Origin of the sequence: Xylophilus sp. GOD-11R, from assembly GCF_033546935.1 — a bacterium.
Taxonomy (GTDB): domain Bacteria; phylum Pseudomonadota; class Gammaproteobacteria; order Burkholderiales; family Burkholderiaceae_C; genus Xylophilus.
Genome location: NZ_CP137854.1, coordinates 665,302 through 692,291, shown reverse-complemented (window position 1 = coordinate 692,291; position 26,990 = coordinate 665,302). Strand labels below are relative to the sequence as shown.

The following is a 26,990-nucleotide window of genomic DNA, read 5'->3' as shown; positions in this document are numbered from 1 at the left end:
TTTCTTCTTGACCGCCATCGCCACTCCTCCGGCAGCCGCGAGCCCGGCCGCCAGCCTTTCCCTGATCGCCAACGACATGCGCGAGGTCGATGCCGTCATCGCCCAGCGCCTGGACTCCGGCGTGCCGCTGGTCGGCGAGGTGTCGCGTTACATCATCGCGGCCGGCGGAAAGCGCCTGCGCCCCGCCCTGCTGTTGCTGACCGCCGGCGCACTCGACTGCCACGACCCGCTGCGCTGCACGCTGGCCGCGGTGGTCGAGTTCATCCACACCGCCACGCTGCTGCACGACGACGTCGTCGACGAGTCGACGCTGCGGCGCGGTCGCTCCACCGCCAATGAGGTTTTCGGCAATCCGGCCAGCGTGCTTGTGGGCGATTTCCTGTATTCGCGATCGTTTCAAATGATGGTCGAGTCCGGCGACATGCGGGTGATGAGCATCCTGGCCGAAGCCACGAACGTCATCGCCGAGGGCGAGGTGCTGCAGCTGATGAACATGCATGACGCCAGCCTCGACGAGGCCGGCTACCTGCGCGTCATCCGCTCCAAAACCGCCAAACTGTTCGAAGCCAGCGCGCGCCTGGGCGCCATCGTCGCCAAGGCCAGCCCGGAGATCGAGGAAGCCTGCGCCACCTACGGCCAGGCGCTGGGCACCGCTTTCCAAGTCATCGACGACGTGCTCGACTACGACGGCGACGCCGACGAGATGGGCAAGAACCTCGGCGACGACCTGCGCGAAGGCAAGGCCACGCTGCCGCTCATCATCGCCATGCAGCGTGGCACGCCCGCGCAGGCGCAGCTGATCCGGTCGGCCATCGAAGGCGGGGAAGGCGACCTCAACGCCATCGTCGCCATCGTGCGCGAGACCGGCGCGCTGGAGGCGACTCGCGAAGCCGCCGCTGCCGAAGCACAACGCGCGATAGACGCAATTTTTCCGCTGCCGCAAAATTCGCATTCAAAAGCCCTGCTAGAATTAGCGGCTCAGCTTTTGACGCGGCGCTCCTGAAGTTTGCCGAAAACCGTCGAGGTGCGAGCGATAGTCCGGCCTGCGCAGGCCGGGCGTCATCGGGGTGTAGCTTAGCCTGGTAGAGCGCTACGTTCGGGACGTAGAGGCCGGAGGTTCGAATCCTCTCACCCCGACCAAAATGGTTGGCCCTCTTTTCAGAGGGAGACCCGGTTTCTCCAGGGAGACCAAGGACTTAGCTCCAGTCAAAGAGTCAATCACCTGTGTCAATTTGGCGTGATGATCCACCCTTGATGGAACAGAGCGAATTGAGCAGATTACCTACGGGCGTTAGCCTGCGCGGCGGCGTTTATCAGCTTCGTATCGGCGTGCCCGCCGACCTACGGCACCTCTACAAAGGCATTGATGCCTACCGGGGAAGCCTGAAGACCAGCGACCGAGCTGCGGCCATAACCAAGGCCCACGCGCTCATAGCGGAACACAGGGAGGCCTTTGACCGCCAGAGGACCTTGGAGTTGGTCAAACGGGCACCGCCCACGGTCCCACTGACCCCCGAGCTGGAGTCGTACTTGGTCGCATCAACCGAATGGTTGACGCTGTTGCTTGACGACGTGATCCGGTATACGCCCGGCCTCGCAGCAAAGCTGCCCTCCCCGCCTCGGTTTTTGACGTCTCCCGATGACCCGCCGCCGTCGCAGTTGAGCAGCGGTATTGAGCGGTGGGATGACCTGCAAAAGATTGCGCTTGATAGCGCCAAGGCAGACCTTGCAGCAGGGCGGCTGGACAACTTCAAGCGTGCGGCTAACGCGGCGCTGGATGGCCTTGGTATCCAGGTTGACTGGGGGAATCTTCAAGGCACCCTAGCCCTCGCCAGGATTGGACGGGCCCAGCTCCGAGCCGCATCAATGGCTGTAGAGAAAAGCGCAGGGGTTCCACATGACACCCCAGCGGAGCCCAAGACCCCTGAGGTCGCCGTGGACACCGGGGTAGCCGGGACGGTCTTGACGCTGCGCGATGTGATCCCAAAGTGGAGCGCGTTGACGCAGGCCCAGCCCAATGCGATACAGCGAACTGAGAAGGCCGTGAGGCTCTTTGAGGAAGCAGTTGGCGCCCAGCCCTTGACGGGCTTGGATAAGCGCGTGGGCGCTGTGTTCTTGGCCTTCCTGCTGGACAAGCCGAAACGCGGCTTCGGCGGCAGCACTGCATCCAACCACGCCTCCGCTATCAACGCGCTCATGAACATCGCCGCCAAGATCGATTGGATCGAGCGGAACCCTTTCGACCTCAGCTTTGAGATTAAGGATGCAAAGACCCGTGAAGCGTGGACGGCCGAGGAACTGGCGCTGATCTATGGGGCTGAAGAGTTCGCGGCTCCGGACCGCGCCACCCCCATGCGCGGGGTCAACCCAGACGATGCCGCAATGGTTCTTCGAAGCCTGCTGTTTACGGGGGCCCGCGTCGGTGAGATAGGCCAACTTGCCGTTAGCGACGTATCCGTCCGGGATGGCATTCCCACCATCCACATCCACCGGGAGAACGGCGGAGCCGTAAAGACTGATGACAGCGTGCGCCGTGTGCCAGTTGCGCGAGGTCTGGAGGCTGCGGGGTTTCTTGAGTTCGTGGAGATGCGCAAGGAGACCGGGGAGCAATGGTTGTTCCCATCGCTTCAAAAGGGAGCCGTGACGCCAACCGATGCTTTTGGCAGGTGGTTCCTATTATTCCGAAAAAGGGTCGGCCTACCTCTTGGAGGACTCAATGCGTCTCACAAGTACCGCCACCTTGTGCGCAGCACCCTAGCTGCGATGGGGGTCGGGATGGAAACTGCTGACGCTTTGACCGGCCACGCGGCCCAGGGAAGTGCCGGGCGAGTGATCTACACCCGCGTCCCGCTTCAGGCCGTGAAAGCGGCGGCTGATCGCCTGAGCTGGGACGTTCCGATTACCCGCTGGTTTCGGCGAAAACGTTAACCATTTGCTCACAGCGGCCGCAAGGCGGCAGATAGCTGGCAACATCATCTACGGCCTACCGCTCAGTTCCTACTTCGGCCGCTGATGCAAAAGAAAACGGCCCGCCAATTTTTAACTGGGTTCGGAGGTCATAGTAATCGACGTCCACCGCAAACGAACCAAGGGCAAACGCGGCGACTGAATATGGTGCAAAGAAAAACGTTATGCCCGCATTGTGCGCAGCAAAAGGAACAGAGTGCGCCAACTCCGAGGGATTACAACCGGCCGCAATCCATTCTGAAGCATCATTATCCGGCGCTTCACCAACCCGCAACCAATACTCTTTTTTTAATCTAGCGATGCATACCGAGCTAATAACCTCAAGCGCGTCTTTCTCGACTAAAAAGAATTCATGAAGGGCAGTTTTGAAAAGTAAGCCATTCTGAATGACGAAATTCGCAGTCTCAAAATGCTGATTAGAATGCGCCGCCCCAACGAAATAATGGCTCACAGTGAACGCCATGCTGAAATATGATTTACTGGCGTGGATTATTGAATAAGAACTCCAACGTCCATTTTTTGGAAACCTAAGCTCACCGGCTGGCTGACCATCCTCACTAATCGGCTGGTAGGGCGGGTAATTCTCAACGTCCTGATCCCAGGGCGTCGATCTTGCTTTCGATGCGGTTTCATAAGCCCAAGCGGCAAAAATTGCGGATAACTGCAATGCCAAGCCTGGATATTCTGCCGACACTACACGAGGGTAGTTTAGTGCAATGTCATGTCCGGGCATGCCGTCCCGGTCTTCCTCCAGCTCGGCAGAGAAAACTTGAAAAGGACCATGAGCATCTCCGGTGGAGACCAGAATCTTCTGCTGATCTGCGGCGATGCGCAGTGAGTTCATCACGGACAGCCAAGAATTTGGCATGTTCAGGTCAACGTACTGCAGAACATTAGCTATCTGAAATGGTATTTCACAAGGCTCCAAGACTGCTGGGATCACGTAAATGTCATCGGGCCGTTTCAGCCTCAGATTCTGAATAGCTTCGTTAGCCTCGCGCTGAACAAACCCGCGTTTATCAACGCTGCGCGGACTCAGAAACAACATTATTACGTTGGCTTCGCGAAATGCTTTTTCGATTGCCCCCTCCCATTGCTGACCCGGAAGTATTTTTTCAATATCCATCCATGGATCAAATCCCCGCTCAAGAAGGCGTGAAAAGTACGGGCGCACCCGTTCACGGTCTTCCGAAGCGTAGCTAAGAAAAATTTTCAGCATGAGATAAAGCGGTCAACGGTTTCGGCGGATTATCAATCGTAGCGCAGTAATTCGACCTCGGCGCTTCATCTAACTTTCTTTCCTTCGCACGGGCTCTGGAGAGCCTCGTGGACTCCTTGGTGGCCTGGGGGTTCGCTCGGTACAGGCGCTTGCGCTTCTCGATCATGCAAGCCTTGCACCTCGCGTACGGGCCTGAGACTGGGTGGAGGTAGTAGGAAGTCTCCGGGAGGCTGCGCATGCAGCTTGAGCATTGTTTGGTGGGGATGGTGGTCATAGGGTTCTTTGGGAGTCCCTGGGGGACTGGGTGGGTTGGGTGGGTGCCGGTTGTTTGTTCGGCAAGACAACAGAGGTGCGCAAGTACGTGACCCTCTTTCGAAGGACGGCTTGGCGCCTCTGTGGCGCGGGCTTGATGGCCCAGAAAAGCAAAAGCCGGCACTAGGCCGGCTGAGGGTGGTGAGTGGTGGTGGTCAGACTGTCGTGACACCATCGGCGCAATACCGCTTCACGGTCGCCGTAGATAGTCCGAAGTGTTCAGCGGTCGCCGCGATGCTGGCCCCATGCTGGAGACGCCATGCGGTGACCTCGGAAGCATTGCCGACCTTTGGACGACCCAAGCTCAACTTGCCCCTATGCGTGAGCCCAGTGGCCTCCAGGGACTTCCTAGCGGCCTCACGACCCGCTGAGGTCCGCTCTCGGATGCGCTCCCGCTCCATGTCTGCGACCTGGGCGAGAACCGCAAGGATGAGTTCGCCGACGCCCTTGGCGATCCTGCCGAGCCCATGGACTTCCACGGCTACCCCTTTGTTCAAGAGAGCCCTGACGGTCGCTTGGACGTCCAGGGCATCACGGCCCAAGCGGTCAACCGCGTAGACGAAGATAGTGTCGCCCTTGCGGACATAGCTCAAGAGCTTGGAGAACCCGGGGCGCTGAGCAGCCGGAATGCCTCCGCTCACGCCCTCATCTTGGAACTCCTCATCGAAGGAGCCCCCAAGGGCGTCACGTTGGGCGGCGATGGACTGGTCGGCGGTGCTGACGCGGTAGTAGGCGATGCGGCTCATGACGGCTGTGGATCAGAAGATATGGCTTCATTCTGATCTAACCAAAAGATACCGTCAACGCATTTTGATCTAAGGCGCCCGACCCGTCGCCTGGATGGCTCTTAACTTACAAGTTTTGATCTATGTACAGCTTGGCCCGGGAAGTCAAATCTCGACCGCTTGGCTGGACTATTTGGGCTGTTTCGGGCTCAGCTTGGAGAATCACCGCCCTCTTCTTCGCCTGAGCCCCAACCATGGCCCATCACCGTCCGGAACTGACTGCCCTTCAAAAGAGGATGACCACTGAGCTTGAACAAATGCTTAGCGAGGCTCTGCGAACTCCTGGGAGCCGCCATGAGGTACTTGCTGCATTCCTTACTGGCAGCGAGAAGCTGCTTAAAGAAGTCCCGACGACTGAAGAAGAGTTCGAAATCTGTCGGGCCATCCGAGGTCGCCGTGCAAACGCTCTGCGAGACCTGCTGGGCATTACCGCCAAGTACTGTTAATTACCGGCGCCCCGCAATACGCAACGCCCGCTAACACGTCGCTATGAAATAGCGGAAGCAGATGGCTAACTGGCGCATAATGAATCTCAAACAGTTGACCAACTTTGTGCCTTGGTCGATAGGGCTAACAGACGCACATTTTGAGTGCGTCATGCAAGACACCCCCATTTTCAATGCTTGGAGAGTCGCTGAATTAAACCTCCGCTTGGCCGAAGACAACTGGCACATGGTCGCAACAGCGCGGCCCCGCGCGACGGTCGAGCAACGGCTTAAGGCGGCAGCGAATATTAAGCACTGCCGACAAGTGGCATCGAACCTGTTTAGCCCTGCAATGGATGAACTGAGAGCTCTTGCTGAGGCCCAAGCCTGGACCGCGCTGAATACACGGCCAGCTAGTAACGACGAGCGTTGACCGCTGAATGGCAGCTGACATTGCGCCTTCGCGGCGCGATAGTCTCTTCTGCCTTGCTACATGTGCCAATTCAGATAGTTAGCCAGGTCGCCCCGTCGATACACGCAGCCCTGAGAGCCTCGTCCGCCGTCCTGTAGACCTCCTCGGTGAACTCCCTGCGCACCGGGGCTGACCCTTCATAGGCGTCGATCACTCCGACCCAATGCTCACCCTGGCGTTCCGCCTTGGCGAACAGGGTGCATCCGGCGATGTGGATGAATGAGGGCATAGCCCCTAGTGTCACCGAAGGACCCCCGGGGGCATGGGGGAATTTGGCCGATCACGCGGGCACAAGGTGGCGGAGAGGTCTCCAGGAATTTTTTAAGCCGCCTTCCTGGGGCGTCCCACAGGCCGCTTGGGACCCACAAAGTCTTGCGCTACCTTCTTCGGTTTCGTATGGACGTGCGGGCGCACCTTGGTCCCCAGCGCTCGCCATACCGGCCAACCGAGTGCAAGGCGCCCCATCAGCGCCGGTATGGTCATCCGATGCGAAGCAGCGAGGCGGTCGGTCCACTGCTCCACCGTAAGGCACTCGTTCTCGTACACCAGCACGTCATGCTGGGAGAGCGGTCGGGCGTGATGCGCGGCATCTTGCGCCTTCAACACGACGTCTTGCGAAAGTGCGCGTTCAAGCGGCCAATTCCGGCCGCGAATGCGTGAGGTAATGCTGGAGCTACCGGACAGGCCGAGGTACTCTGCCCACTGGCGCCGAGTCATTGACAGCCCGTTATGGGTCAAGACCTCCGGAGCAACGCCGTATCGCCCCACCTTGACCCGGGGAGGCTTGGGAATCTTTGGGGGCCTGAGTGCCGCTGCCGCCGCTCGCCTTGCCCGGTCACGTGCCCGAGCCCTCGCCTTGGCCTCCTCAGGACTCATTGGGGCTGGACGCGGTGTGCCGCCCCGTCGCGCCCGATCCCGTGAGGCTTCACAGGACTTGCACGACGTGCGCAGACGACCAGGACCGTTGCTATAGAACTGGTCTGGCCCTTTCTCGCAGCCGCAACGGCTGCACTTCATGGTTACTGTCATTGGTAGTCGCAATCAAGCGACCATCCCGACTGGCCCGAAGACCACCAGGGATGCCCGGGGCCTTCGCCCAACTTATTGAATGAAGCCAGCTAGGCGGCTAAGCTGCCCCCATGAACCGAGCCGAACTTGAGCGCATGCAGGACCAAGCAATCCGGTCGGTGATGGCTGAGTCTCTTCGGCTTGCGGCGCAGCTAGAGCGTGCTAGGGTCCATCCGCCACTGATCGACCGCCCATGGTTCCCGTGGGTCACGATGGCCTTTGGGGTCGCCCTGGGAACAGCTCTCGCACTCGCTCTGCCTCGCTAGTTAAGCCACGGGCATTGGGTGGCCCCGACGCCTGCAGCACCTGGGGCACCTGGGGCACCTGGGGCACCTAGTAGACCAAGATGCTCTCGGGCGTCAGGAATCTAGGGTCGCTCAAGCGCATGGTCTGCCCATCGCTGGCGCCCATCACGAGCGCAGCAACGCTGTAGCTGAAGTCATGCATTGCCGAGGCCTCAGCCCTGGACAGCGCACGGACCTCACCGTCCTCCATGAACCACCGCGTCCGGGTGAGCTGGGGACTGCCGGCACAGCGTCCCGTCAGCCTTTCATAGTCTTCCGTTCGGATCACGGCGGCAGTCGCCGGGTCGCCCTCCAAGGGAACCAGGGTGAGCCCTTGGGCGTGCGTGACTGCATAGGCTCGCTTGGCTTGCGGGGTCAGCATAGATGCCAGCAGACCTCGGGGGCGACCCGTGCGGGGAATGAGTACGTCCTTCATTCATTGCCTCCGATGGGGACGATCTTGAGGTTGCTGCGCGTGCAGTCGTAGGGGCGGCTGGGGTCAACGAAGACCACCTTGGACCCGCGCAGCGGGCGCAGCACCAGGGCAGGGAGTGCCGCGCGCTCATTGGGGTCCCGAGGAGCCCGGCCGGGTCGGTAGCGCAGCCGGGGAACGCCAAAGACGCCGTGGTATCGGCCGACTCGATAGGAGTCCAGGCACAGGTCTTCCCGGCGAACTAGCCTGCGGAAGTCATCAGCGTCGATCAGTGCTTCGGGTTGCTCAGGGTCGCGGCAGGGGATGCGGATGATGCCCTTGGGGTCACGCAGGAGCGCGGGAATGGTCGCGCTCATTGCAGCGCCCTCGGGGCTGGACGTGCTGGCGGGTCGCGCAGAATGAGCGGCGGTCGCGCGGGGCCCTTGGGGGCCTTCATGAGTTCGGCGAGTTCTGCCTGTGTGCGCTGAGGCGCGGGTGGGTTGGTATGTGGCATGGGTAGTGGGTGATGTGGAGTGGCGCCCAGGTGGGCGACCAGAAGCGAAGAAGCCCGGGCATTGCTGCTCGGGCTCCTGGGGTCACTTCCGGTAGTTCGGGTGGGCTATGGGCGTTCGCTGGTTCTGCACCGATCCCGTTACCGGGTCTGTTGCAGCTTTGATCTCGGCAATCTCAGCTTTGCGGGCGTATGCCTTGTCGGCAATGGCCTTGTCAAAGGCGTCTTCATCTCCGCGAAGTCGGTATCCATACGCAATGCGATAGGTGTCGCGCCCGTCTGGGTCAGGACGCCCAGGCACCGCGAAGAAGCCCTTGGGCAGATGGGTCCTAAAGAACGTATCTGCGTCGGCGAAAGACTTTGGAACCTCCAGGTCCTGGGAACCGATGCGGACCTTCATGCCCCCATAAAACGCAAGGGGGCGCATGCCGTTCGTGAATACCTGCATCAGTCCCGGCTTCTGGTCAGGCGGATTCAGATACAAATCCTCGGGCTCTCCCGGGTCCTGCCGGTTCCCCAGGAATCCCGGAAGGGCCTTGGCTAGTGCGGGCCGGTCGACCTCGGTGAACGTTCGCTGAGGGTCTTCCATCTCGCCCAGGCGGTTCAGCATCTTCATGCCGGCATACAAAGGTTGTCCCTGGTAGTAGGAAACCGGGCTATCCACCCGGCGACCCCGGCCGCCGTACGGGTCGGGGACGTACCGCAGGACCCCGCCCTGTGCCGCGATGGGAACGACCTTGTGCATGACCTGTTGGGTTGCCCAGGTCGCAGCCTTGGTGAGGTTCGGCTTGGCACCCATCGGGAGATTTGCACGCTGTTCTTCCAGGTGCTGCGCGGTCAGCCGCTCGATCTGAGCTTCAACGGCAGGCGCGAAGTTCATCCGGTCGGTGCGCTGAAACCAGCCACTGCGGTCCTGATCCTTCAGGATGAGTTCGCTGGCGATTCCGCGAATGGTTGCGCGGACATCGTCAACCTTCACGCTCGGATCAGCTAAGGTAGTCTTCCAGTCCACGGAAGTCCCAGAGGACTTCGAGGTCTCCGGGGCTTTCGTAGACCTTAATGCCACCATGGACCGCGCCGCATTCTCAAGGCCCCCAGAGTCCCGCGCCTGGGTCATGACCACATCCAAACGGGCCCGAGCAGACGAGTCCTTCAGGACGTTCTGGACGTAGTGATCGCCTCCGGGCATGGCCTGCAATGCCGCCAAGCCGGCCGTTGCGGTCATAACCTTGTTGGGGTCGTCGCTCATCAGGAAGTCTTCGAAGCGGGCCGACGTGTTGTCATCGACCCCGTGACCAAGCGCAACACCATGAGTCCCTAGCAGCCGCCCGAACTCCTTTGCGGTCTCGGGGTTCGCCAAGAAGTCATAGCCGCCCTGAGGGGTCAAGGTGGCAGCAGTGGCCGGGTACAACTTGGCGTTCTCGGTGATCCACTGGTTGACCGCTGGGATGAACAGCAAGCGCATGGCCTTCGAATATTCGATGTCGTCCTTGCCCTGCGACAGACGCAACCGAAGGTCCCCATTTGGCTTCCGCAGCTCCTCCAGCACGACATTCACGTCGGCTTGCTTTTGGAGCGCTTCGCGGGCGACCCGGTGACCTCCGGGACCTGAGCGGACCCAGGGGAACTGAGACATACCGACGCCGTGAAGGTTGTTCACATCGTTAGCTTCCTGCATGTGTTGCAGGTACTCCTGAACAGGCATGAAGGTGCCTGCCTCCTGATAGGCGAGCTGAGCCGCGTGATACTTGCCGTTGACCCGCTCGACTTCCTGACCGGCCGCAACAGACTTGATGCGGTTCGTTTGAGCCCACGCCTTGTCGGTGAGTTCAAGGTAGACATCCGGGTTGCGCTTGGCGAACTCCGACTCCCGCATTGCCGCCAGCACCGAGGCGGCTTGACCAGGGTTGTATATCGCCCGAGACAAGACCCCGGCAAAGAACTTGTCAGCCTTGCCTATGTCACCCTTCATGAGCCCCATGGCTTCGCTATACAGACCATCGACCTGCTCGACCGTGGCGCCTTGCTGCTCCTGAATCTTCAAGGTCAGGCTCTTGCCGATGGTCTCAGCGATGTTGGCTTCCGAGGTCTGGGCGATCTGCTCAGTCTTGCGGGCGATCATTTGCTCGGCCCGCTGCTGCACGACGTAGGCGACCCGCCCGTCGATAGCGGGATCGCCCGTGCCGCCCTTCATCTGTTCGGTGACAAAAGAGGTGGCAAATGCCTTGAGGTCGGTCCCTGGGGTATCGGGAAGATTCCGTATGGCAGCTTGGAGGTCGGTAGCGATGCCGCTGGCGGTCGTGTCAGCGACTGCCGTGTCGTAGGTGCCCTTGTAGTCTTGAAACTCGTTCAAGCCGGGATCGCGGGGCCGACCAGCCGCGTGGTCGGCTTGCGCCTGAACCGCACGCGCTGCGCGTTGGCGCTCGATGCCCGCCATGTCTTCGGAATGGCGAGTGGAACTGTATTGCTCGACCGCCTTTTCCATCCCTCCGAAGAAGTTGGACAGGCTGCTCCCGAGGGATGCAAAGGCAGAGCCTTGGCCCTGGACCTGGGCAGCAACGGCCTGGGACTGATTGGTACTGATCCGGGCTGCGGGATTCGCGTCGGGCGCGGTGTAGCTCGGGGTCGTGCGGAACTGCTGTGAACGTTCGCCGGACATCACAGCCCCTGGGAGTTGGCGGACTGACCTGGAAGGCGGGCGGACGGAGTTAGGGTCTTGAGTGGCATTGGTGCTGGGGAGTGGGTGCTGGGGAGTGGGTGTTGGGAAGTGGGTAAGCCGATGGGCTCGTGGAATCACCGGGCACGGCTGCGCCTAGCGGGCGAGCTGGACGGATGTTCCGGGGATGCCCCTGGGAGGGGCGCAAAGGGGTCTAGGAGGCGCTGTCAGGCCCGGGAGATACCAGGGCTGCTCAAGCGCAAATACGCTGATGTGGGCTCTAGCAAAAGCCTGCGCGTATGGGGTCTTCTACCTGTGTCGTTTTAGTTTTGATGGCAAAGCCAACTGCTTGGTGACCATGCAAGTCAGAAGTAAAACGACACAAGTAGAAGGAGAGGCCTATAGAGGAGAGAAAAGGGCGTAACGAAGTGGGACCTTAGGAATGCTCTATGACTCCGAAGGAGTCTCCTAGAGTCGTAGAGAGTCCCAGGGTTGGGTGGGAGTCTGTAGCTGGTCTTGGGTGATGGTCCCCCGGGATCAACAAAAACAGGACTCCTGAGGGACGGCGCATGTGAGGCATTGGGTCGCCTTCATGGGAAACACCTTGAGTGCTGGCATGGAGGACCCTGTGTTGCCAAGCACGGCCCCAGGTCTCTAATGGTCAAGCGTACGCAGCACTGGGCGGGTTGGCGTCGGGCCCAGGGCCTTCGTTGGCTTGGGCAGGCCTTCAAGCTCATATGGGTCTTCACCATAGAGCGCCTCGTACAAGGTCGGCTCAACAAAGTACAGCCAGAGCTTGGCAAGTGATTCGGGCTCAATCGATAGGGCGTCGGCCCATTCCGCTAGTTGACTGGCGGGTAAAGCCGACCTTCCGTTTTCGACCTGCGAAACCATACCCCCTCCAACATAATCAAGCGTCCGCGCCGCGCCAGCCTGAGTTAGCTTAATGTCTCTGCGGCGATCTTGGAGAATGGTACCGAATCGTTTTCGCATCTCATAAGCGGGGTCTTGAAGGGTCGATGGCACAAGCATCTCCAATACAGCCGTTGAGAAAAGCGATATTAGAGCACTGTAACTGTGGCAAAAATAATCCGATGGTCCAAGAAATCTGCAAATAGTGCAGAAGACTCCAAAACCGGTTAGCGATATCGGCCGACCCTCGCGCGGAATTCACGGACAGCAGCGAACCGAGCAATCTTTATAGCTTCCGAGAACTCTACCCCGCCCGATAGGTCCTCACCGTCCCAGGCCATGACGCCAGCGGGCCCAGGGACGCCATCGCCCGCCATGATGGACACTAAGGCGCCGCCTGAATTTCCGTTAGGAAGGTTCTCTGCGCTGAATGCGGCGTAGTACTGGCCGTTATCAGCACAATCAAAGATCGCCTCGATGGGGTGCATCACTCGGCGTGAGATATCGATCCGAAGCTTTTCGATGGCTTGAGCTTGGTCGTGACTGAAACTCGGGTACATGGGTGATTCTAGGGGGCATGGCAAATGCCAAGCAACAATTAGATACGACCCTCATCCATTTCGCCTCGCAATATTTGGAATACCCAAGGGCGCCGTGTGTCTACAGCATTTTCTGATATTCCAGTCGCTATAGCTGATCGGTTGATGGGAGGGCACGGACGATCTAGGCCAGCGTGTGTTTGTGCTGGGAGACCATGGACCCCACGGTTGCCAGGGGAGTCATGTGGGCGATCTGCGCCTGGGCGGCTTCGATCTGCTCGGCCCGCTCGGCAGCGAGCCTCAGCATTCCCGAGTAGGTCTTCGGGATCGCTGGGACGGCGACTGCTTCCAGCTCCTGCCAGCGGTCGATGATCTTGGCCCGCATGGTCACGGAGTAGCCCGAGACCAAGATCAGGGTCTCCCGCTTGGGGAGGCTCAGTTGCGGGAGCGAACGACCGGTGCTGTCCTGATAGCTCGATCCAAAACTGGATTCAGTAAGTCCCAGTTCACTAAGCGTTGTACGGGCATCGCGCAAAACATGCGCGTGTTGCTTGCCAGTCAGCTCCGCGATCTCGCGGCTGGTCATAGGTGACAGCAAAATTGCTGAGACCCTCTGAGTCGGTTCCTGCATTGCAGTAAACGCGACAAGCCCCCCTTTCTGCCATTGGCCCACGAGACGCGCCGTGAACTCCGGGGAAAGCTGGGCGACGACCACGTAGGAGTCGCGTTCGTTGACGTGGTGGACAACGGTGGGCCGGGCCCCTGGGCCGTTATGCGAGGTTTCCGTCATTGACGTGAAGCTCACAAGGCCGCGCTCAGCAAGGCGCTTCACGTTGTCATAGCGCTTCTCCGTCATTGGCGTAAAAGTCACTGCCCCCGGGTCCTGCGGATGGTCGGCAGGACTTCTTTGGTCACCCAGCGTTGGAAGGGTTTTGCTTCCGCTTTTCGAGAGCGCAAGATCAGGGCATACAGGCCGGCCTCGCTGACCATCAATGGGGGCTTCCCCTTCAAACCTATGTTGAACATAGATTTGTCTTCATCGTAGAGCGCCGCTGCAGCCTGCGATGTGTTGGCGGGCTACCGCGCAAGCCGAGCGAAATGCTCTGCTTGTCTTCCGCTGACACGTGTGTCCGGACAGCTATATCCCCAATCCTGATGATGACTAACGCCGCCTCCAACACCTAAGCTGACACAGCTGGATCGTCCGTCAACATCACAGGGTAATTGAAATGGACCATTGGATCACACGGGTCATTGTTGGTCCGACATTGTCCGCCGCTGGGTCCGCCGCAATCGTCTTTGGATTCGCAGCGCCCGCATACGCAATTATTGACCCTGTCAGCGGGTATCTCGACCAAGCGGAGCGAGGTGTCCGCGCCAGCATTCAAGAGGCGGGATCTCAAGGAAAAGGCGTTGTTATGGAAACAGGCCAAGCAACCTTGGCTGCAATTGCGCTGTTTCGCCAACAATACTCGGCGGCGTTGGACGAATCCGTGACGCAACTTAGCGGCGCACGCCACCAACTTTTTCAAGACATTCAAGCATCGGCCTCCACTCTTAGCGGCGCCGCAAATAAAGCCACTGGTGATATACAAAGAAGTGCAGATACTCTCGCGGCAACAGTGCAAAGTCTGCCGCTCACAAAAGACATTCCAAGAATTACAAAGATTTCCCCAATTTATAGTGTGCAGTCTGGCGCTCCGACCGAATTCTCAATTCAAGGCCTTGCCCTCGACAACCACCAACCTATTTTGACTTTCGCTGAAAAGCAGGCAAGGCCAAGCACCCAATCGTTCAATGAACTACGTTTCATGGTGCCAGAGCATGCAGCCGCAATTACTGCGCCGGTGTTCGTCCAGACTAACCTCCAGCTATACGAGCGAAAAACGAAATGGCTCTTTTTTGACGACTTTATAGCACGAGACTTTCCAATTCAATTGATCGTTTATCCAGAGACGATTGGTGTGGGACGTATCACGCCAATTGTTCAAGCCATGACCGTCGAAAAAACGCCCCGTCGAACACCGGATAAACGTTGTGAATCACAACACGGCGAAGGGACGCGGACAGAACCACTTTCGGCGACGGCGACGCCCGGCTGGGAGATTGACGTGAATACTATTAGTTTCAATACCGCCTATTCCAATAACGGCTCAATTACAACAAATAGCTCAGCAACAACCGGATTCACCGGTGTCTTAACCTGCACGGGCTTTGGTCGCATAGAAAAATGGGGAGTTGTGGTAGACCGGGGCCAGCAAGGCGTAATTTCAGGATATTACTCATATACAGAAACGCGTCAGGTTGCATCCACCGTTCGCGGTACTTCTGTTGAATTGCCGGTGAAGTGGGGCGCCTCCCGCATCGACAACTGGCCCGCAGATACTGTTACGGTCATCTTCGAGCTAACGCCGACATTTGCCGTCCCCCTAGATAGTATCGAAGGTTCCGGCGAAAGCTTATTCGCGGTCATGGCGTACAACCCCCAAGCAAAGACGACCCGCATAACCATCAAAAACGCCGAGCAGGTGCTGCGGGCTCCTTGACAAGACGGCGGGCGACTTGTCATTTCCGCGCCAAGCCAGCCCCTTGTAGACTTTTGGTAGCTCCAGATGCGGTAGACCAGCCAATTCATATAGGGCGCAGTTTTTCGACTCAGGGCCGCATAGTCGCCCCGTAGCGGGAGTCGTTTACGTCGCCCAAGGCCTGACCCTGAATCGGTTACAGGGGTAATCTCAAGCGCATTTCGCTAGCTTTTCCTCTGTGCTACGCTGAATGATAGTGTGTCAATTTCGACCAGCAACTGACCCTGACGCATCAGCCCTTCTTCCCTCTGAAGACCCCGGTTTTTGGTGAGGTTCGAATCCTCTCACCCCGACCAATTCATTTTTCGAGTCAGTTCGAGTCAGCCGGTTTTCGCGACCCTGCTCGATCCAACGGTGACGCTGCGTTCCTGCGCCCCATGAGAACGCGGGGCGCCATACTCACCGCGCCTCCTCCGAACTGTTTGGCCGATTCGAATTTTCGAAGCGCCTCGGAGATATCCTCGCCGCCCTGCTCAAGCCCTGCGCGACGGCTTGTAGACCTGCTCGACATAGCCGACGATTCGAAAGTGGACCGCAGTCACACTGGGTATCTCGCGCTAGGCACCGCGTCCGTCTTCGTCCATACGCAAACGAGCGGACAGCGCATGATCGCCGCCGCAACCTCGCCACTCCACACCACGCGGACTCGTCATCTCGACCAGGTACAGCCCGTCCGGCCCGATGGCCCGTCGGTCGAAATCCACCCGCAGCAGATCGACGACATCGACCGTCGGTGGATACAAGGAGTCGTACGCCGGCACGACCGCGCTGCCGCACAGCTTGCCGAAGCCGCCGGGCGAAACTTCACCGCTCATGCAGGGTCTTGCTTCAGTTCGCCATTACGGAACGCGACCAGTTCGGCGACCGGAATGCCGTAGCGCTCGGACAGCCTCTGCAGTTTCTCGTCTGGCGCCCGACACCCCAGGAAGAGGTAGGTCGGTCCGTCGCAAGCCTGTTCGTAACCGGCTGAACTTTCATCCCAGAACCTGGCGCATCGCGTGTCGTGGCCGCGCACCAGGATGACGCGACGATCGGAGAAATCACCCGCATGGATCGCGCCGGTCATGCGCACACCCCCGCAGCCCGCGCGCTCGCCATCGCCATCGCCATCGCCATCGCCATCGCCATCGCCTCGAAATTGATCATGGCCATCGGCAGGCGACTCATGAAATGGCAATCCAGCGCGCCCCTCTCGGTCATGTGAAAGTGCGTGCGGGCGGGCCGCGTGAAACCGTCGAGCAGCTGCGCCCGGGTAACGGACTTCCACAACACCAGATCGCCGGCCACACGAACCACCTCGAACGTGGGCGCCTCTGCGGCCATGAACCTTTCCATAAGTTCTTGGGGTGGGCGTTGACCAGATTCCATCCAAACCATATTGACTCCTGACAGGTTGAATTGCTCGACAAGCCGCGCGGTTCTACGGCGCGCTTCCGACCCCTGTCAGCGGGCGCGTTCGCTATCCGGCCGTCGCTTGCGGCAGACGGTTCACCTCGACCGAGATATGGACCAGCTCTTCGTGTATGCGCAGTCGTTCCTTGAAATAGTCGGGCTCCACCGCGCTCCGGGTGGCCAAAGAAAGCACGCAGGCGTATTGGCCCTTGCCGACGCGCCACACGTGCAGGTCGCAGATGCTCGCCTCGACCGGGCTCTCGGCGATCACCTCGCGGATCTCGGCGACGACCGGCGCGTCCATCTCGGCATCCAGCAGGACGCGGCCGGCGTCGCGCAGCAAGCCGACCGCCCAGACGGCTACCAGGCCCGCGCCGACGATGCCCATCACCGGATCCAGCCAGGCAGCACCCCACCACATACCACCGAAGAGCGCGACGATGGCGAGCACCGAAGTCGCCGCATCCGCCAACACATGCATGTAGGCCGAACGCAGGTTCAGGTCTTCATGTCCGTGGCCTTGCGTGTGACCATGATCGTGTGGATGCCCATGTCCATGCTCGTGCCCATGGTGATGCCCGTCGTGCAGCAGCCACGCGCACGCCAGGTTGACCACCAGGCCAATGGCCGCAATGCCGATGGCCTGCTCGTAGTGGATCGCGGCCGGCGAGATCAGGCGCTCCACCGACTGGAACAGCATGAGGCCCGCGACCATGAGCAACAGGATCGCGCTGCTGTATCCGCCCAGGATCTCGATCTTCCAGGTACCGAAAGCGAAACGGCTGTCGCCGGCGTACCGACGGGCCGCCGCATAGGCCGCCACCGACAGACCGAGCGCCAGCGCATGGGAGCTCATGTGCCAACCGTCGGCCAGCAAGGCCATGGAGTTGTAGAACCAGCCGCCGGCGATCTCGACGACCATCATGGCGGCGGTCAGCAGTACCGCCCAGCGGGTCTTGCGCTCGGCCAGGGGGTTGCCTTGATCGAACACGTGCGAGTGTTTCCAACCGGATCCGAGGGCTTGGCGGGTGTCTGGCAGGTTCATGCCTGATACTGTACCCCAGTACTCTATTTGAATCGAAATACGGAAGTTGTAGATGGCCCACACCGTTGCAGGAAAGAAGAAGTTGCTCGCGCGGGTTCGCCGCATCCAGGGGCAAACGGCGGCGCTGGAGCGAGCGCTCGACGAGGGCACGGATTGCATTGCGGTACTCCAGCAGATCGCCGCCGTGCGGGGCGCGATCAGTGGCCTGATGTCGGAAGTGCTCGAAGGCCATCTGCGGGAACACCTCGGCCCGTCGGCGACGGACGACGCCACGCGCAGCCAGGACGTGGAGGCGGTCGTCTCGGCCCTGCGTTCCTACCTGAAGTGAGCCCCGTCGGGAGCCGCGCCTGCGCACTGGCCACAATCGACTGGTTCCCACGTCCCTTTTCGTCATGCGCCGAGCCTCACTCGGCGTCTGGAGACAACATGGCCTTTTGCACAAACTCCCGTCGACCGGGCCACGCATGAGCTGCCCGCCTCTGCTGCGCGGCCTGCGCATTCCGGTCATCGCGGCGCCGCTGTTCATCGTCAGCGTGCCGCGACTCGTCATCGCCCAATGCAAGGCCGGCATCGTCGGTGCCCTGCCCGCGCTCAACGCCCGGCCGGCGGCCCTGCTCGACGACTGGCTCGCCGAGATCACCGAGACCCTGGCCGCGCACGACCGCGCGCATCCCGATGCACCGGCCGCGCCCTTCGCCATCAACCAGATCGTGCACCGCAGCAACGAGCGGCTCGACGCCGACCTCGCCGTCTGCGAGCGCTACCGGGTGCCGCTGGTCATCAGCTCGCTCGGCGCGCGACCGGAGGTCAACGAGGCGGTGCATGGGTGGGGCGGCCTGGTGATGCACGACGTCATCGACGACCGCTTCGCCCGCAAGGCCATCGAGAAAGGTGCCGACGGCCTGGTGGCGGTGGCTGCGGGCGCCGGCGGCCATGCCGGCACCCGCAGCCCCTTTGCGCTGGTGCAGGAAATCCGGCGCTGGTTCGACGGGCCGCTGGCCTTGTCCGGCGCCATCGCCACCGGCGACGCGATCCTGGCGGCGCAGGCCATGGGCGCGGATTTCGCCTATATCGGCTCGGCCTTCATCGCCACCGAAGAAGCACGGGCCGACGAGCGCTACAAGCAGATGATCGTGGACTGCGGCAGCGACGACATCGTCTATTCCAATCTCTTCACCGGCGTGCACGGCAACTATCTCAAGCCGTCCATCCTGGCCGCCGGGCTGGATCCGCAGGCCTTGCCCTCCAGCGATCCGTCGACCATGAGTTTCGGCAGCGATCGCAAGGCGTGGAAAGACATCTGGGGCGCCGGACAGGGCATCGGCGCGGTCGGGCAGATCGAAGCCGTGGCACAACGCGTCGAGCGGCTGGCGCACCAGTACCGGGCGGCCCGGCAGCGGCTGGGATTGCCGGCCCGGCGCTGATCCGCTCGCCTGCTACGGCGCCCGGTCCGCGTGCCGGTAGGCCGCCAGATGGCGCACCAGGTCCATCGCCAGCCGGGTCAGCGGCGCATCCGCCCGATGCACGATGCGGGTCTCGCGCAACGCCCACCGATCGCTCAGCGGCACGATGCGCACCGGCATGCTGCGCGCATGGCGCAGCGCCGACGAGCGCGGAATGATGCCGATACCCACGCCGGCGGCCACCAGCAGGCAGATCGATTCGAAGCTCGCCACCTGCAACCGAAACTCCAGCCGGCGGCCGATGGCCCGCGCCAGCGGTGGCAGAAAACCGGCGAGCGCGCTGCCGGCGGCCAGCGAGACATGGTGGTCGTCGAGCGTCTGCGCGAACGACACCCGCTCGCACCCGGCCAGCGCATGCCCCTCGGGCACCACCACCACGAGCTCGTCGCCGACGAAGTCGTGCACTTCCAGGCCCCGCGTCTCGATATTGCCGGCGACGATGCCGATGTCCGCGTGGGCTTCGTGGATGGCGATCACGATCTCCTGGCTCAGCTTTTCGCGCAGGTCGATGTGCACGTCGGGCTGGCTCGCCAGGAAACTCGCCAGCGCCGCCGGCAAGGCGCCGCTGATGGAGGTGGTGTTGGCCAGGATGCGCACATGGCCCTTGCTGCCGCTGGCGTACTCGCGCAGGTCGGTCTTGAGGTGCTCGACCTGCTGCTGCACCAGGCGCGCGTGGTGCAGCAGCGCGTCGCCAGCCGGCGTGAGCTCCACGCCCTGCGGCTTGCGATAGAACAGCGGGCTGCCGACGTTCTCCTCCAGCGCCTTGATGCGCGCGCTGGCCGCGCCGAGCGACAGACAGGCCCGTTCGGCGCCCCGGCGCAGGTTGGATTCTTCCGCCACGAAGACGAAAAGCCGCAGGTCGAAGAGGTCGAAATGCATGCGGCCGATTGTGAGTCGAGCGAGAGGCGACCCGCGCGACAGAACGCCCCCTTCGGCAAATCCGCATGGCGGGCCGCGGCCGTCCAGTCCATGCTGCGACGGGCGACCGCCCCCGGCGGACGCGACTTCCATACGAACGAGGAGACCGACATCTTGACCACCACCACCGCCGACGCCCATCCGAGCCGCAGCCTCGCCGCCTTCGCCGCCCAACTGCGTTTCGACCAGATTCCCGCGCCGGTGTTGCGCCGCGCCGAAGACCTGTTCCTGGACTGGGTGGGCTCCGTATTGGCCGGCAAGGGCTCGCGGCCGGTGGAGACCATCGCCACGTTCGCCCGCACCATGGGCCCGGCCGACGGCGCCAGCGAGGTGCTGATTTCGCGCGGCCGCAGCACGCCGTGGTTCGCGGCAATGGTGAACGCCGCTGCCTCCCATGTCGCCGAACAGGACGATGTGCACAACGGATCGGTCTTTCACCCGGCGGCCGTGGTGTTTCCGCCGGCGCTGGCGGTGGCCCAGGCCATCGGCGCTTCCGGGCGCGAGCTGCTGGTGGCGGCGGTCGCCGGCTACGAGGTGGGCATCCGCGTCGGCGAATTCCTCGGCCGCTCGCATTACCGCATCTTCCACACCACCGGCACCGCCGGCACGGTGGCCGCGGCCGCCACCGTCGGCCGGCTGCTCGGCCTGGACGCGGACCGCATGCTGCACGCCTTCGGCTCGGCCGGCACCCAGGCCGCTGGCCTGTGGGAATTCCTGCGCGACGCGGCCGACTCCAAGCAGCTGCACACCGCCAAGGCCGCCGGCGACGGGCTGATGGCCGCCTATCTGGCCCGGGACGGCTTCACCGGCGCCCGCCGCATCCTCGAAGGGCCGCAAGGCATGGGCGCGGGCATGTCGAGCGACGCCGATCCGGCGCGGCTGGTCGACGGGCTCGGCAGCCGCTGGGCGCTGCCGGAAACGTCATTCAAGTTCCACGCCTCCTGCCGCCACACGCATCCGGCCGCAGATGCGCTGGCGCAGGTGGTGCGCGCCCACGGCCTGCGCCCGGACGACATCGCCGAGGTGATCTGCCGCGTGCATCAGGGCGCGATCGACGTGCTCGGCCCGGTGACCGACCCGCGCACGGTGCACCAGAGCAAGTTCTCGATGGGCACGGTGCTGGGGCTGATCTCGGTCTTCGGCAGCGCCGGGCTGGGCGAATTCGACGCGCACTTCCAGGAACCGCGTGTCGCCGCCCTGCGGCAGAAGGTGCGGATGGAGCTCGACGCCGAGGTCGATGGCGCCTACCCGCGCCGCTGGATCGGCAAGGTCGAGGTGCGCACCACCGACGGCCGTACATTGCACGGCCGGGTCGACGAACCCAAGGGCGACCCGGGCAACACCCTCGACCGCGCCGAGATCGAGGACAAGGCACGCCGGCTGGCCGCCTACGCGGGCGGCGCGAGCCCGTCCGAGATGGACGCCGTGGTGGCGCGCGCCTGGGGCCTCGCCGACTGGCCCCGGGCGACGAGCCTGCTGCCGGCCGCCGGGCAGTCGGCCCCGAAGGCGGCCGCGGCGGCACCGACCGCCGAAGCACTGGCGAACTGACCGGCGCCCAGGTCGCGCCGGTGCTCGACGCGCCGCCCGCGACCGCCGGTTGGTGATCGCTCGCCACACGCGCCGCCACACCGCTCGTGGATATGCCCGCGCCAGCGGCTTCCTGCGCGGGGAGCGATGGTAGGATGCATTTTTTGCCGTAACCATCTGCTTCCTGCGACCATGGCCGCGATTGACGCCCTCAGCAAAGACAGCGCCCCGATCGCGCTTCCCGGCCTGGGTCGGACACTGGTCGCCGCCGGGTTGCTGAGCCAGAAATCGGCCGAGGACCTGGTCCGCAAGTCACGCGCGGCGCGCACCAGCTTCATCGCCGAACTCACCGGCTCCGGCGCGGTGTCGCCGGCCAACCTGGCGCACGCGGTGTCTGCCGCCTTCGGCGCCCCGCTGCTCGACCTGTCGGCCATCGATCCGATGCGCCTGCCCAAGGACCTGCTCGACATCAAGATCTGCCAGAGCTACCGGGTGGTGGTGCTCAGCAAGCGCAGCAACCGGCTCATCGTCGCCACCGCCGACCCGTCCGACCAGGAAGCGGCCGAAAAGATCAAGTTCTCGACCCAGCTCGGCATCGACTGGGTGATCGCCGAATACGACAAGCTCTCGCGCCTGCTCGACCTCACCACCACCTCGGCGGCCGAACAGCTCGACTCCATGGTGGGCGGCGGCGACTTCGAGTTCGACGAGGAGCCCGAGGCGCTCGACCCCAATGCCGGCGACTCCGGCAACATGGCCGAGGTCGAGGACGCCCCGGTCGTCAAGTTCCTGCACAAGATGCTGATCGACGCGTTCAACATGCGCGCCTCCGACCTGCATTTCGAGCCCTACGAACACACCTACCGGGTGCGCTTCCGCGTCGACGGCGAGCTGCGCGAGATCGCCTCGCCGCCGATCGCGATCAAGGAGAAGCTCGCCTCGCGCATCAAGGTGATCTCGCGGCTCGACATCTCCGAAAAGCGGGTGCCGCAGGACGGCCGCATGAAGCTCAAGGTCGGCGCCGACCGGGTCATCGACTTCCGGGTCAGCACGCTGCCCACGCTCTTCGGCGAGAAGATCGTGATCCGTATCCTCGACCCGAGCAGCGCCAAGCTCGGCATCGAAGCCCTGGGCTACGAGCCCGAGGAAAAGGAGCGGCTGCTGCACGCCATCGGCCGGCCCTACGGCATGATCCTGGTCACCGGGCCGACCGGCTCCGGCAAGACGGTGTCGCTCTACACCTGCCTGAACATGCTCAACAAGCCGGGCGTGAACATCGCCACGGCCGAAGACCCGTCCGAAATCAACCTGCCGGGCGTCAACCAGGTCAACGTCAACGACCGCGCGGGCCTCACCTTCGCAGTCGCGCTCAAGTCGTTCCTGCGCCAGGATCCGGACATCATCATGGTCGGCGAAATCCGCGACCTGGAAACCGCCGACATCTCCATCAAGGCCGCCCAGACCGGCCACCTGGTGCTGTCGACGCTGCACACCAACGATGCGCCGACCACGCTCACGCGCATGCGCAACATGGGCATCGCGCCCTTCAACATCGCCTCCAGCGTGCTCCTGATCACCGCCCAGCGCCTGGCGCGGCGGCTCTGCCCGGTCTGCAAGGAAGAGCACGAGGTGCCGCGCTCGGCCCTGCTCGACGCCGGCTACACCGAAGAACAGCTCGACGGCAGCTGGAAACCATACCGCCCGGTAGGTTGCTCGGCCTGCAACGGCGGCTACAAGGGACGCGTCGGCATCTACCAGGTGATGCCGGTCAACGAGGCGATGCAGGAGATCATCCTGCGCGACGGCAGCGCCCTCGACATCGCCGCCCAGGCGCGCGCCGACGGCGTGCGTTCGCTGCGCGAGTCCGGCCTGCACAAGGTGCGCATGGGCATGACCTCGCTCGAGGAAGTGCTGGCCGTCACCAATGAGTAGTAACCGGCAGGCGCCTGCGCGCCGCCCGATCGGGAGCTGAGCACCATGGCAACAGCCGCATCGCGGGGCATCAAGGATTTCGTCTTCGAATGGGAAGGCCGGGACCGCCAGGGCAAGCCGGTGCGCGGAGAACTGCGCGCCAGCGGCGAGAACCAGGTCACCGCCACCCTGCGCCGCCAGGGCGTGGTGCCGCTGAAGATCAAGAAGCGCCGCATGAAGTCCGGCCGCAAGATCAAGCCCAAGGACATCGCCGTCTTCACCCGCCAGCTCGCCACCATGATGAAGGCCGGCGTGCCGCTGCTGCAGTCCTTCGACATCGTGGGGCGTGGCAATGCCAACCCCAGCGTCGCCAAGCTGCTCAACGACATCCGGCAGGACGTGGAGACCGGCACCTCGCTGTCGGGTGCGTTCCGCAAGCATCCGATGTACTTCAACAGCCTCTACGCCAACCTGGTGGAAGCCGGCGAGGCGGCCGGTATCCTGGAGTCGCTGCTCGACCGGCTGGCCACCTACATGGAGAAGACCGAGGCGATCAAGAGCAAGATCAAGTCGGCGCTCATGTACCCGATTTCGGTGGTGGTGGTGGCCGCCGTGGTGGTCGCGGTGATCATGATCTTCGTGGTGCCGGCCTTCAAGCAGGTGTTCTCGTCCTTCGGCGCCGACCTGCCGGCGCCCACGCTGATGGTCATCGCCATGAGCGAGTTCTTCGTCGACTACTGGTGGCTGATGCTCGGCTTCATCCTCGGCGGCTTCTATTTTCTGCGGCAGGCCTTCAAGCGCAGCGAGAAATTCCAGCTGGCCGTGGACCGCTTCATCCTCAAGGTACCGGTGTTCGGCCCGCTGATCGACAAGTCGTGCGTCGCCCGCTGGACCCGCACCCTGTCGACCATGTTCGCCGCCGGCGTGCCGCTGGTCGAGGCGCTCGACTCGGTGGGTGGTGCCTCGGGCAATTCCAAGTACCTCATCGCCACCGAGAAGATCCAGCAGCAGGTCGCCACCGGCACCAGCCTGACGGCGGCGATGAGCAATGCCAACGTGTTCCCGAACATGGTGCTGCAGATGTGCGCCATCGGGGAGGAATCCGGCGCGCTCGACCACATGCTCGGCAAGGCCGCCGACGTGTACGAGGCTGAAGTCGACGAGATGGTCGCCGGACTGTCCAGCCTGCTGGAGCCGATCATCATCGTGTTCCTGGGCACACTCATCGGCGGCATCGTGGTCGCCATGTACCTTCCGATCTTCAAGCTCGGGCAGGTCGTCTGACGATGGCGGAAATGTTGGCGGGCCTGCCGGCGGAGTTCGTCGTCGTCGCGGCCGTGGTGCTCGGCCTGCTGGTGGGCAGTTTTCTCAACGTGGTGATCTACCGGCTGCCGATCATGATGGAGCGGCAGTGGGCCGCCGAGATCGCCGTGGCGCAGGCCGACGCCCAAGGCGCGGCGGCCCAGCCGTCCAGCTACACGGTCGAGCCGGAGGCCGACACTTTCAACCTCGTCGTGCCGCGCTCGCGCTGTCCGCACTGTGGCCACCAGGTGCGCTGGTACGAGAACCTGCCGGTGCTGAGCTGGCTGGCCCTGCGCGGCCGCTGCTCGGCCTGCCAAGGCGGCATCAGCGTGCGCTACCCGCTGGTCGAGGCCGCCACCGGCCTGCTCTTCGGTTACTGCGCGTGGCGTTGGGGTGCGAGCTGGACGGCCATCGGCTGGTGCGGCTTCTCGGCCGCGGTCGTCGCGCTGGCCATGATCGACTGGGACACCACACTGCTGCCCGATAGCATCACCCTGCCCCTGCTCTGGGCCGGACTGGTCTTCTCGGCACTGCAATGGACCGAGCTGCCGCTGACCGACGCCGTCTGGGGCGCCGTCGGCGGCTATATGTCGCTCTGGCTGGTGTACTGGGGATTCAAGCTGCTGACCGGCAAGGAAGGCATGGGTTTCGGCGACTTCAAGCTCTTCGCCGCACTCGGCGCCTGGTTCGGCTGGCAGGCCCTCATTCCGCTGATCCTCATCGCCTCGATCACCGGCGCCATCGTCGGCCTGGCGATGAAGCTGCGCAGCGGCCTGCGCCCGGGCGGCTACGTGCCCTTCGGCCCGTTCCTCGGACTGGCCGGCCTGATCGGCATGGTGGCCAGCCCGCCGGCCTTGCTGCGGGCGGCGGGGCTTTGACGGCGGTCGCTCCCCATCCGATGCGCACGCTGGGCCTCACCGGCGGCATCGGCAGCGGCAAGAGCACCGTCGCCGTGATGCTCGCGGCGCGCGGCGCGGTGGTGATCGACGCCGACGCGCTGTCGCGCGCCACCACCGCGGCAGGCGGCTCGGCCATTTCCGCCATCGCCGGCACCTTCGGCACCGACTTCATCACCGCAGAAGGCGCCATGGACCGCGAACGCATGCGTGCGCTGGTCTTTCAGGATCCCGGTGCGCGCCAGCGGCTCGAAGCCATCGTGCATCCACTGGTGCGCGAGGCGACCCGCGCCGCTGCCGACGCAGCGCGAGCCCAGGGCGCGCGGCTGGCGGTCTTCGACGTGCCGCTGCTGGTGGAATCCGGCGATCGGGCCGGGCGTTTCGACCGGGTGGCGGTGGTCGACTGCGAGGCCGACACCCAGGTCGCCCGGGTGATGGCGCGCAGCACGCTCGACGAAGCCACCGTGCGCCGCATCGTCGCCTCGCAGGCAACGCGCGTCGAACGCCGCGCGGCAGCCGATTTCGTGATCCTCAACGAGGGCATCGGCATTGAGCAACTCGATGTTGCCGCGGCCTCGATCGCCCGCAGCATGGGACTATGATGGCCGCCGTGATTTTGTACGAATATCCCTTCAACGAGCGCATCCGGACCTACCTGAGGCTCGAACAACTCTTCCGCCGGCTGGGCGAGCTGGTCCCCCGCGATCACGCCCTCGACCACCACTTCGCCCTGGTTTCCATTTTCGAGATCATGGACGTCGCGGCCCGCGCCGACCTCAAGGCGGACGTGATGAAGGATCTCGAAAAACAGAAGCAGCAGCTCGACAGCTTCCGGGGCAATCCGGCCATTGCCGAGAGCGTGCTCGAAGGCGTGATCGCCCAGGTCGACCGTTGCCTGGATTCGCTGTCGCAGCTGGTGGGCCGTGCCGGCCAGCCGCTCACCGAGAACGACTTCCTCATGGCGATCCGCAGCCGCACCGGCATTCCCGGCGGCACCTGCGGCTTCGACCTGCCCGCCTATTACGCCTGGCAGCACCAGGGCGCCGTGGTGCGCCGCGACGACGTCTCGGCCTGGGCTTCCACCCTGGCGCCGCTGGCTGAATCGATCTACCTGCTGCTGAAGATGCTGCGCGACTCCGGTGTGCCGCAAAAGGTGATGAGCCAGGCCGGCAGCTTCCAGCAGACCCTGCCACAAGGCCGAAGCTTCCAGTTGCTGCGCCTGCGCATGGACCCGTCCTCGGGCCTGATCCCCGAGATCAGCGGCAATCGGCTGATGGTGTCGGTGCGGCTGATGAAGCAGGAAGGTGACGGCAAGCTTCAACCCGCTGGCGAAGATACGGGTTTCGAGCTCTCGCTTTGCGCCTGAGCGCCGACGGCGGCAGAATCGCG

At 62.9% G+C, this 26,990-nt stretch carries 23 protein-coding genes and 1 tRNA gene; 12 read left to right on the top strand and 12 right to left on the bottom strand.

What is annotated here, in order from left to right; all coding sequences use genetic code 11:
• The first annotated feature begins 76 nt into the window (after nucleotides 1–76).
• From R9X41_RS03235 to R9X41_RS03225, 3 genes are all read left to right on the top strand, one after another.
• Nucleotides 77–1,003, top strand: coding sequence for a polyprenyl synthetase family protein (locus tag R9X41_RS03235; protein WP_318635139.1), 927 nt, complete (start codon nucleotides 77–79; stop codon nucleotides 1,001–1,003).
• Between the two features lie 60 nt (nucleotides 1,004–1,063).
• Nucleotides 1,064–1,140, top strand: a tRNA-Pro gene (locus tag R9X41_RS03230).
• Between the two features lie 114 nt (nucleotides 1,141–1,254).
• Nucleotides 1,255–2,928 carry a DUF6538 domain-containing protein gene (locus tag R9X41_RS03225; RefSeq protein ID WP_318635138.1) on the top strand — a complete coding sequence of 558 codons (1,674 nt, stop codon included), beginning with the start codon at nucleotides 1,255–1,257 and terminating at the stop codon, nucleotides 2,926–2,928.
• A 55-nt stretch (nucleotides 2,929–2,983) separates the two neighbouring features.
• Here the strand turns inward: R9X41_RS03225 and R9X41_RS03220 are convergent, their stop codons facing one another.
• From R9X41_RS03220 to R9X41_RS03190, 7 genes are all read right to left on the bottom strand, one after another.
• Nucleotides 2,984–4,186: a TIR domain-containing protein gene (locus tag R9X41_RS03220; protein ID WP_318633459.1), complete on the bottom strand. Its 1,203-nt coding sequence runs from the start codon at nucleotides 4,184–4,186 to the stop codon at nucleotides 2,984–2,986.
• 467 nt (nucleotides 4,187–4,653) lie between these two features.
• Complete coding sequence (locus R9X41_RS03215; RefSeq protein WP_318633458.1) at nucleotides 4,654–5,244, bottom strand: recombinase family protein; 591 nt, start codon at nucleotides 5,242–5,244, stop codon at nucleotides 4,654–4,656.
• Nucleotides 5,245–7,581: 2,337 nt separating this feature from the next.
• Entirely contained in the window at nucleotides 7,582–7,968 is a 387-nt protein-coding gene (locus R9X41_RS03210; protein WP_318633457.1) for a hypothetical protein, read from the bottom strand.
• Entirely contained in the window at nucleotides 7,965–8,321 is a 357-nt protein-coding gene (locus R9X41_RS03205; RefSeq protein ID WP_318633456.1) for a hypothetical protein, read from the bottom strand. The genes R9X41_RS03210 and R9X41_RS03205 overlap by 4 nt, the downstream gene beginning before the upstream one ends.
• 219 nt (nucleotides 8,322–8,540) lie before the next feature.
• Nucleotides 8,541–11,114 (bottom strand): hypothetical protein, encoded by a 2,574-nt coding sequence (locus R9X41_RS03200; protein ID WP_318633455.1) that lies wholly within the window; start codon nucleotides 11,112–11,114, stop codon nucleotides 8,541–8,543.
• A 1,632-nt stretch (nucleotides 11,115–12,746) separates the two neighbouring features.
• On the bottom strand, nucleotides 12,747–13,418 hold the full coding sequence (locus tag R9X41_RS03195; RefSeq protein WP_318633454.1) for a Rha family transcriptional regulator: 672 nt from the start codon (nucleotides 13,416–13,418) through the stop codon (nucleotides 12,747–12,749).
• An 11-nt stretch (nucleotides 13,419–13,429) separates the two neighbouring features.
• Nucleotides 13,430–13,552, bottom strand: coding sequence for a BRO-N domain-containing protein (locus R9X41_RS03190; protein WP_318635137.1), 123 nt, complete (start codon nucleotides 13,550–13,552; stop codon nucleotides 13,430–13,432).
• Nucleotides 13,553–13,791: 239 nt separating this feature from the next.
• On the opposite strand from R9X41_RS03190, the gene R9X41_RS03185 reads away from it, so the two are divergent.
• Entirely contained in the window at nucleotides 13,792–15,108 is a 1,317-nt protein-coding gene (locus R9X41_RS03185) for an IPT/TIG domain-containing protein (protein ID WP_318633453.1), read from the top strand.
• 596 nt (nucleotides 15,109–15,704) lie between these two features.
• Here the strand turns inward: R9X41_RS03185 and R9X41_RS03180 are convergent.
• The 4 genes from R9X41_RS03180 to dmeF all read right to left on the bottom strand — a co-directional run bounded on the left by R9X41_RS03180 (nucleotide 15,705) and on the right by dmeF (nucleotide 17,584).
• On the bottom strand, nucleotides 15,705–15,962 hold the full coding sequence (locus tag R9X41_RS03180) for a hypothetical protein (protein WP_318633452.1): 258 nt from the start codon (nucleotides 15,960–15,962) through the stop codon (nucleotides 15,705–15,707).
• A complete protein-coding gene (locus R9X41_RS03175) occupies nucleotides 15,959–16,213 on the bottom strand; it encodes a hypothetical protein (RefSeq protein ID WP_318633451.1) in 255 nt (84 codons plus the stop codon). The genes R9X41_RS03180 and R9X41_RS03175 overlap by 4 nt, the downstream gene beginning before the upstream one ends.
• Entirely contained in the window at nucleotides 16,210–16,470 is a 261-nt protein-coding gene (locus R9X41_RS03170; protein WP_318633450.1) for a hypothetical protein, read from the bottom strand. Before R9X41_RS03170 ends, R9X41_RS03175 begins: the two co-directional genes overlap by 4 nt.
• 136 nt (nucleotides 16,471–16,606) lie before the next feature.
• Nucleotides 16,607–17,584 carry a CDF family Co(II)/Ni(II) efflux transporter DmeF gene (dmeF, locus tag R9X41_RS03165; protein WP_318633449.1) on the bottom strand — a complete coding sequence of 326 codons (978 nt, stop codon included), beginning with the start codon at nucleotides 17,582–17,584 and terminating at the stop codon, nucleotides 16,607–16,609.
• Between the two features lie 52 nt (nucleotides 17,585–17,636).
• Here dmeF and R9X41_RS03160 point away from each other — a divergent pair, with 52 nt between their 5' ends.
• A complete protein-coding gene (locus R9X41_RS03160; protein ID WP_318633448.1) occupies nucleotides 17,637–17,912 on the top strand; it encodes a metal/formaldehyde-sensitive transcriptional repressor in 276 nt (91 codons plus the stop codon).
• Between the two features lie 136 nt (nucleotides 17,913–18,048).
• Nucleotides 18,049–19,008: an NAD(P)H-dependent flavin oxidoreductase gene (locus R9X41_RS03155; protein WP_318633447.1), complete on the top strand. Its 960-nt coding sequence runs from the start codon at nucleotides 18,049–18,051 to the stop codon at nucleotides 19,006–19,008.
• Between the two features lie 12 nt (nucleotides 19,009–19,020).
• Here R9X41_RS03155 and R9X41_RS03150 read toward each other — a convergent pair whose 3' ends face one another.
• Nucleotides 19,021–19,926: a LysR family transcriptional regulator gene (locus tag R9X41_RS03150; RefSeq protein WP_318633446.1), complete on the bottom strand. Its 906-nt coding sequence runs from the start codon at nucleotides 19,924–19,926 to the stop codon at nucleotides 19,021–19,023.
• 153 nt (nucleotides 19,927–20,079) lie between these two features.
• Between R9X41_RS03150 and R9X41_RS03145 the strand changes: the two genes are divergently transcribed.
• From R9X41_RS03145 to zapD, 6 genes are all read left to right on the top strand, one after another.
• Nucleotides 20,080–21,513: an MmgE/PrpD family protein gene (locus R9X41_RS03145; RefSeq protein ID WP_318633445.1), complete on the top strand. Its 1,434-nt coding sequence runs from the start codon at nucleotides 20,080–20,082 to the stop codon at nucleotides 21,511–21,513.
• Nucleotides 21,514–21,684: 171 nt separating this feature from the next.
• Entirely contained in the window at nucleotides 21,685–23,424 is a 1,740-nt protein-coding gene (gene pilB, locus R9X41_RS03140) for a type IV-A pilus assembly ATPase PilB (RefSeq protein WP_318633444.1), read from the top strand.
• A 45-nt stretch (nucleotides 23,425–23,469) separates the two neighbouring features.
• A complete protein-coding gene (locus R9X41_RS03135) occupies nucleotides 23,470–24,687 on the top strand; it encodes a type II secretion system F family protein (RefSeq protein WP_318633443.1) in 1,218 nt (405 codons plus the stop codon).
• 11 nt (nucleotides 24,688–24,698) lie between these two features.
• Nucleotides 24,699–25,583 carry a prepilin peptidase gene (locus R9X41_RS03130; RefSeq protein ID WP_318633442.1) on the top strand — a complete coding sequence of 295 codons (885 nt, stop codon included), beginning with the start codon at nucleotides 24,699–24,701 and terminating at the stop codon, nucleotides 25,581–25,583.
• Nucleotides 25,584–25,603: 20 nt separating this feature from the next.
• Nucleotides 25,604–26,203 carry a dephospho-CoA kinase gene (coaE, locus tag R9X41_RS03125; RefSeq protein ID WP_318633441.1) on the top strand — a complete coding sequence of 200 codons (600 nt, stop codon included), beginning with the start codon at nucleotides 25,604–25,606 and terminating at the stop codon, nucleotides 26,201–26,203.
• Nucleotides 26,204–26,211: 8 nt separating this feature from the next.
• Nucleotides 26,212–26,967 (top strand): cell division protein ZapD, encoded by a 756-nt coding sequence (gene zapD / locus R9X41_RS03120; RefSeq protein ID WP_318633440.1) that lies wholly within the window; start codon nucleotides 26,212–26,214, stop codon nucleotides 26,965–26,967.
• The last annotated feature ends 23 nt before the right edge of the window (nucleotides 26,968–26,990 follow it).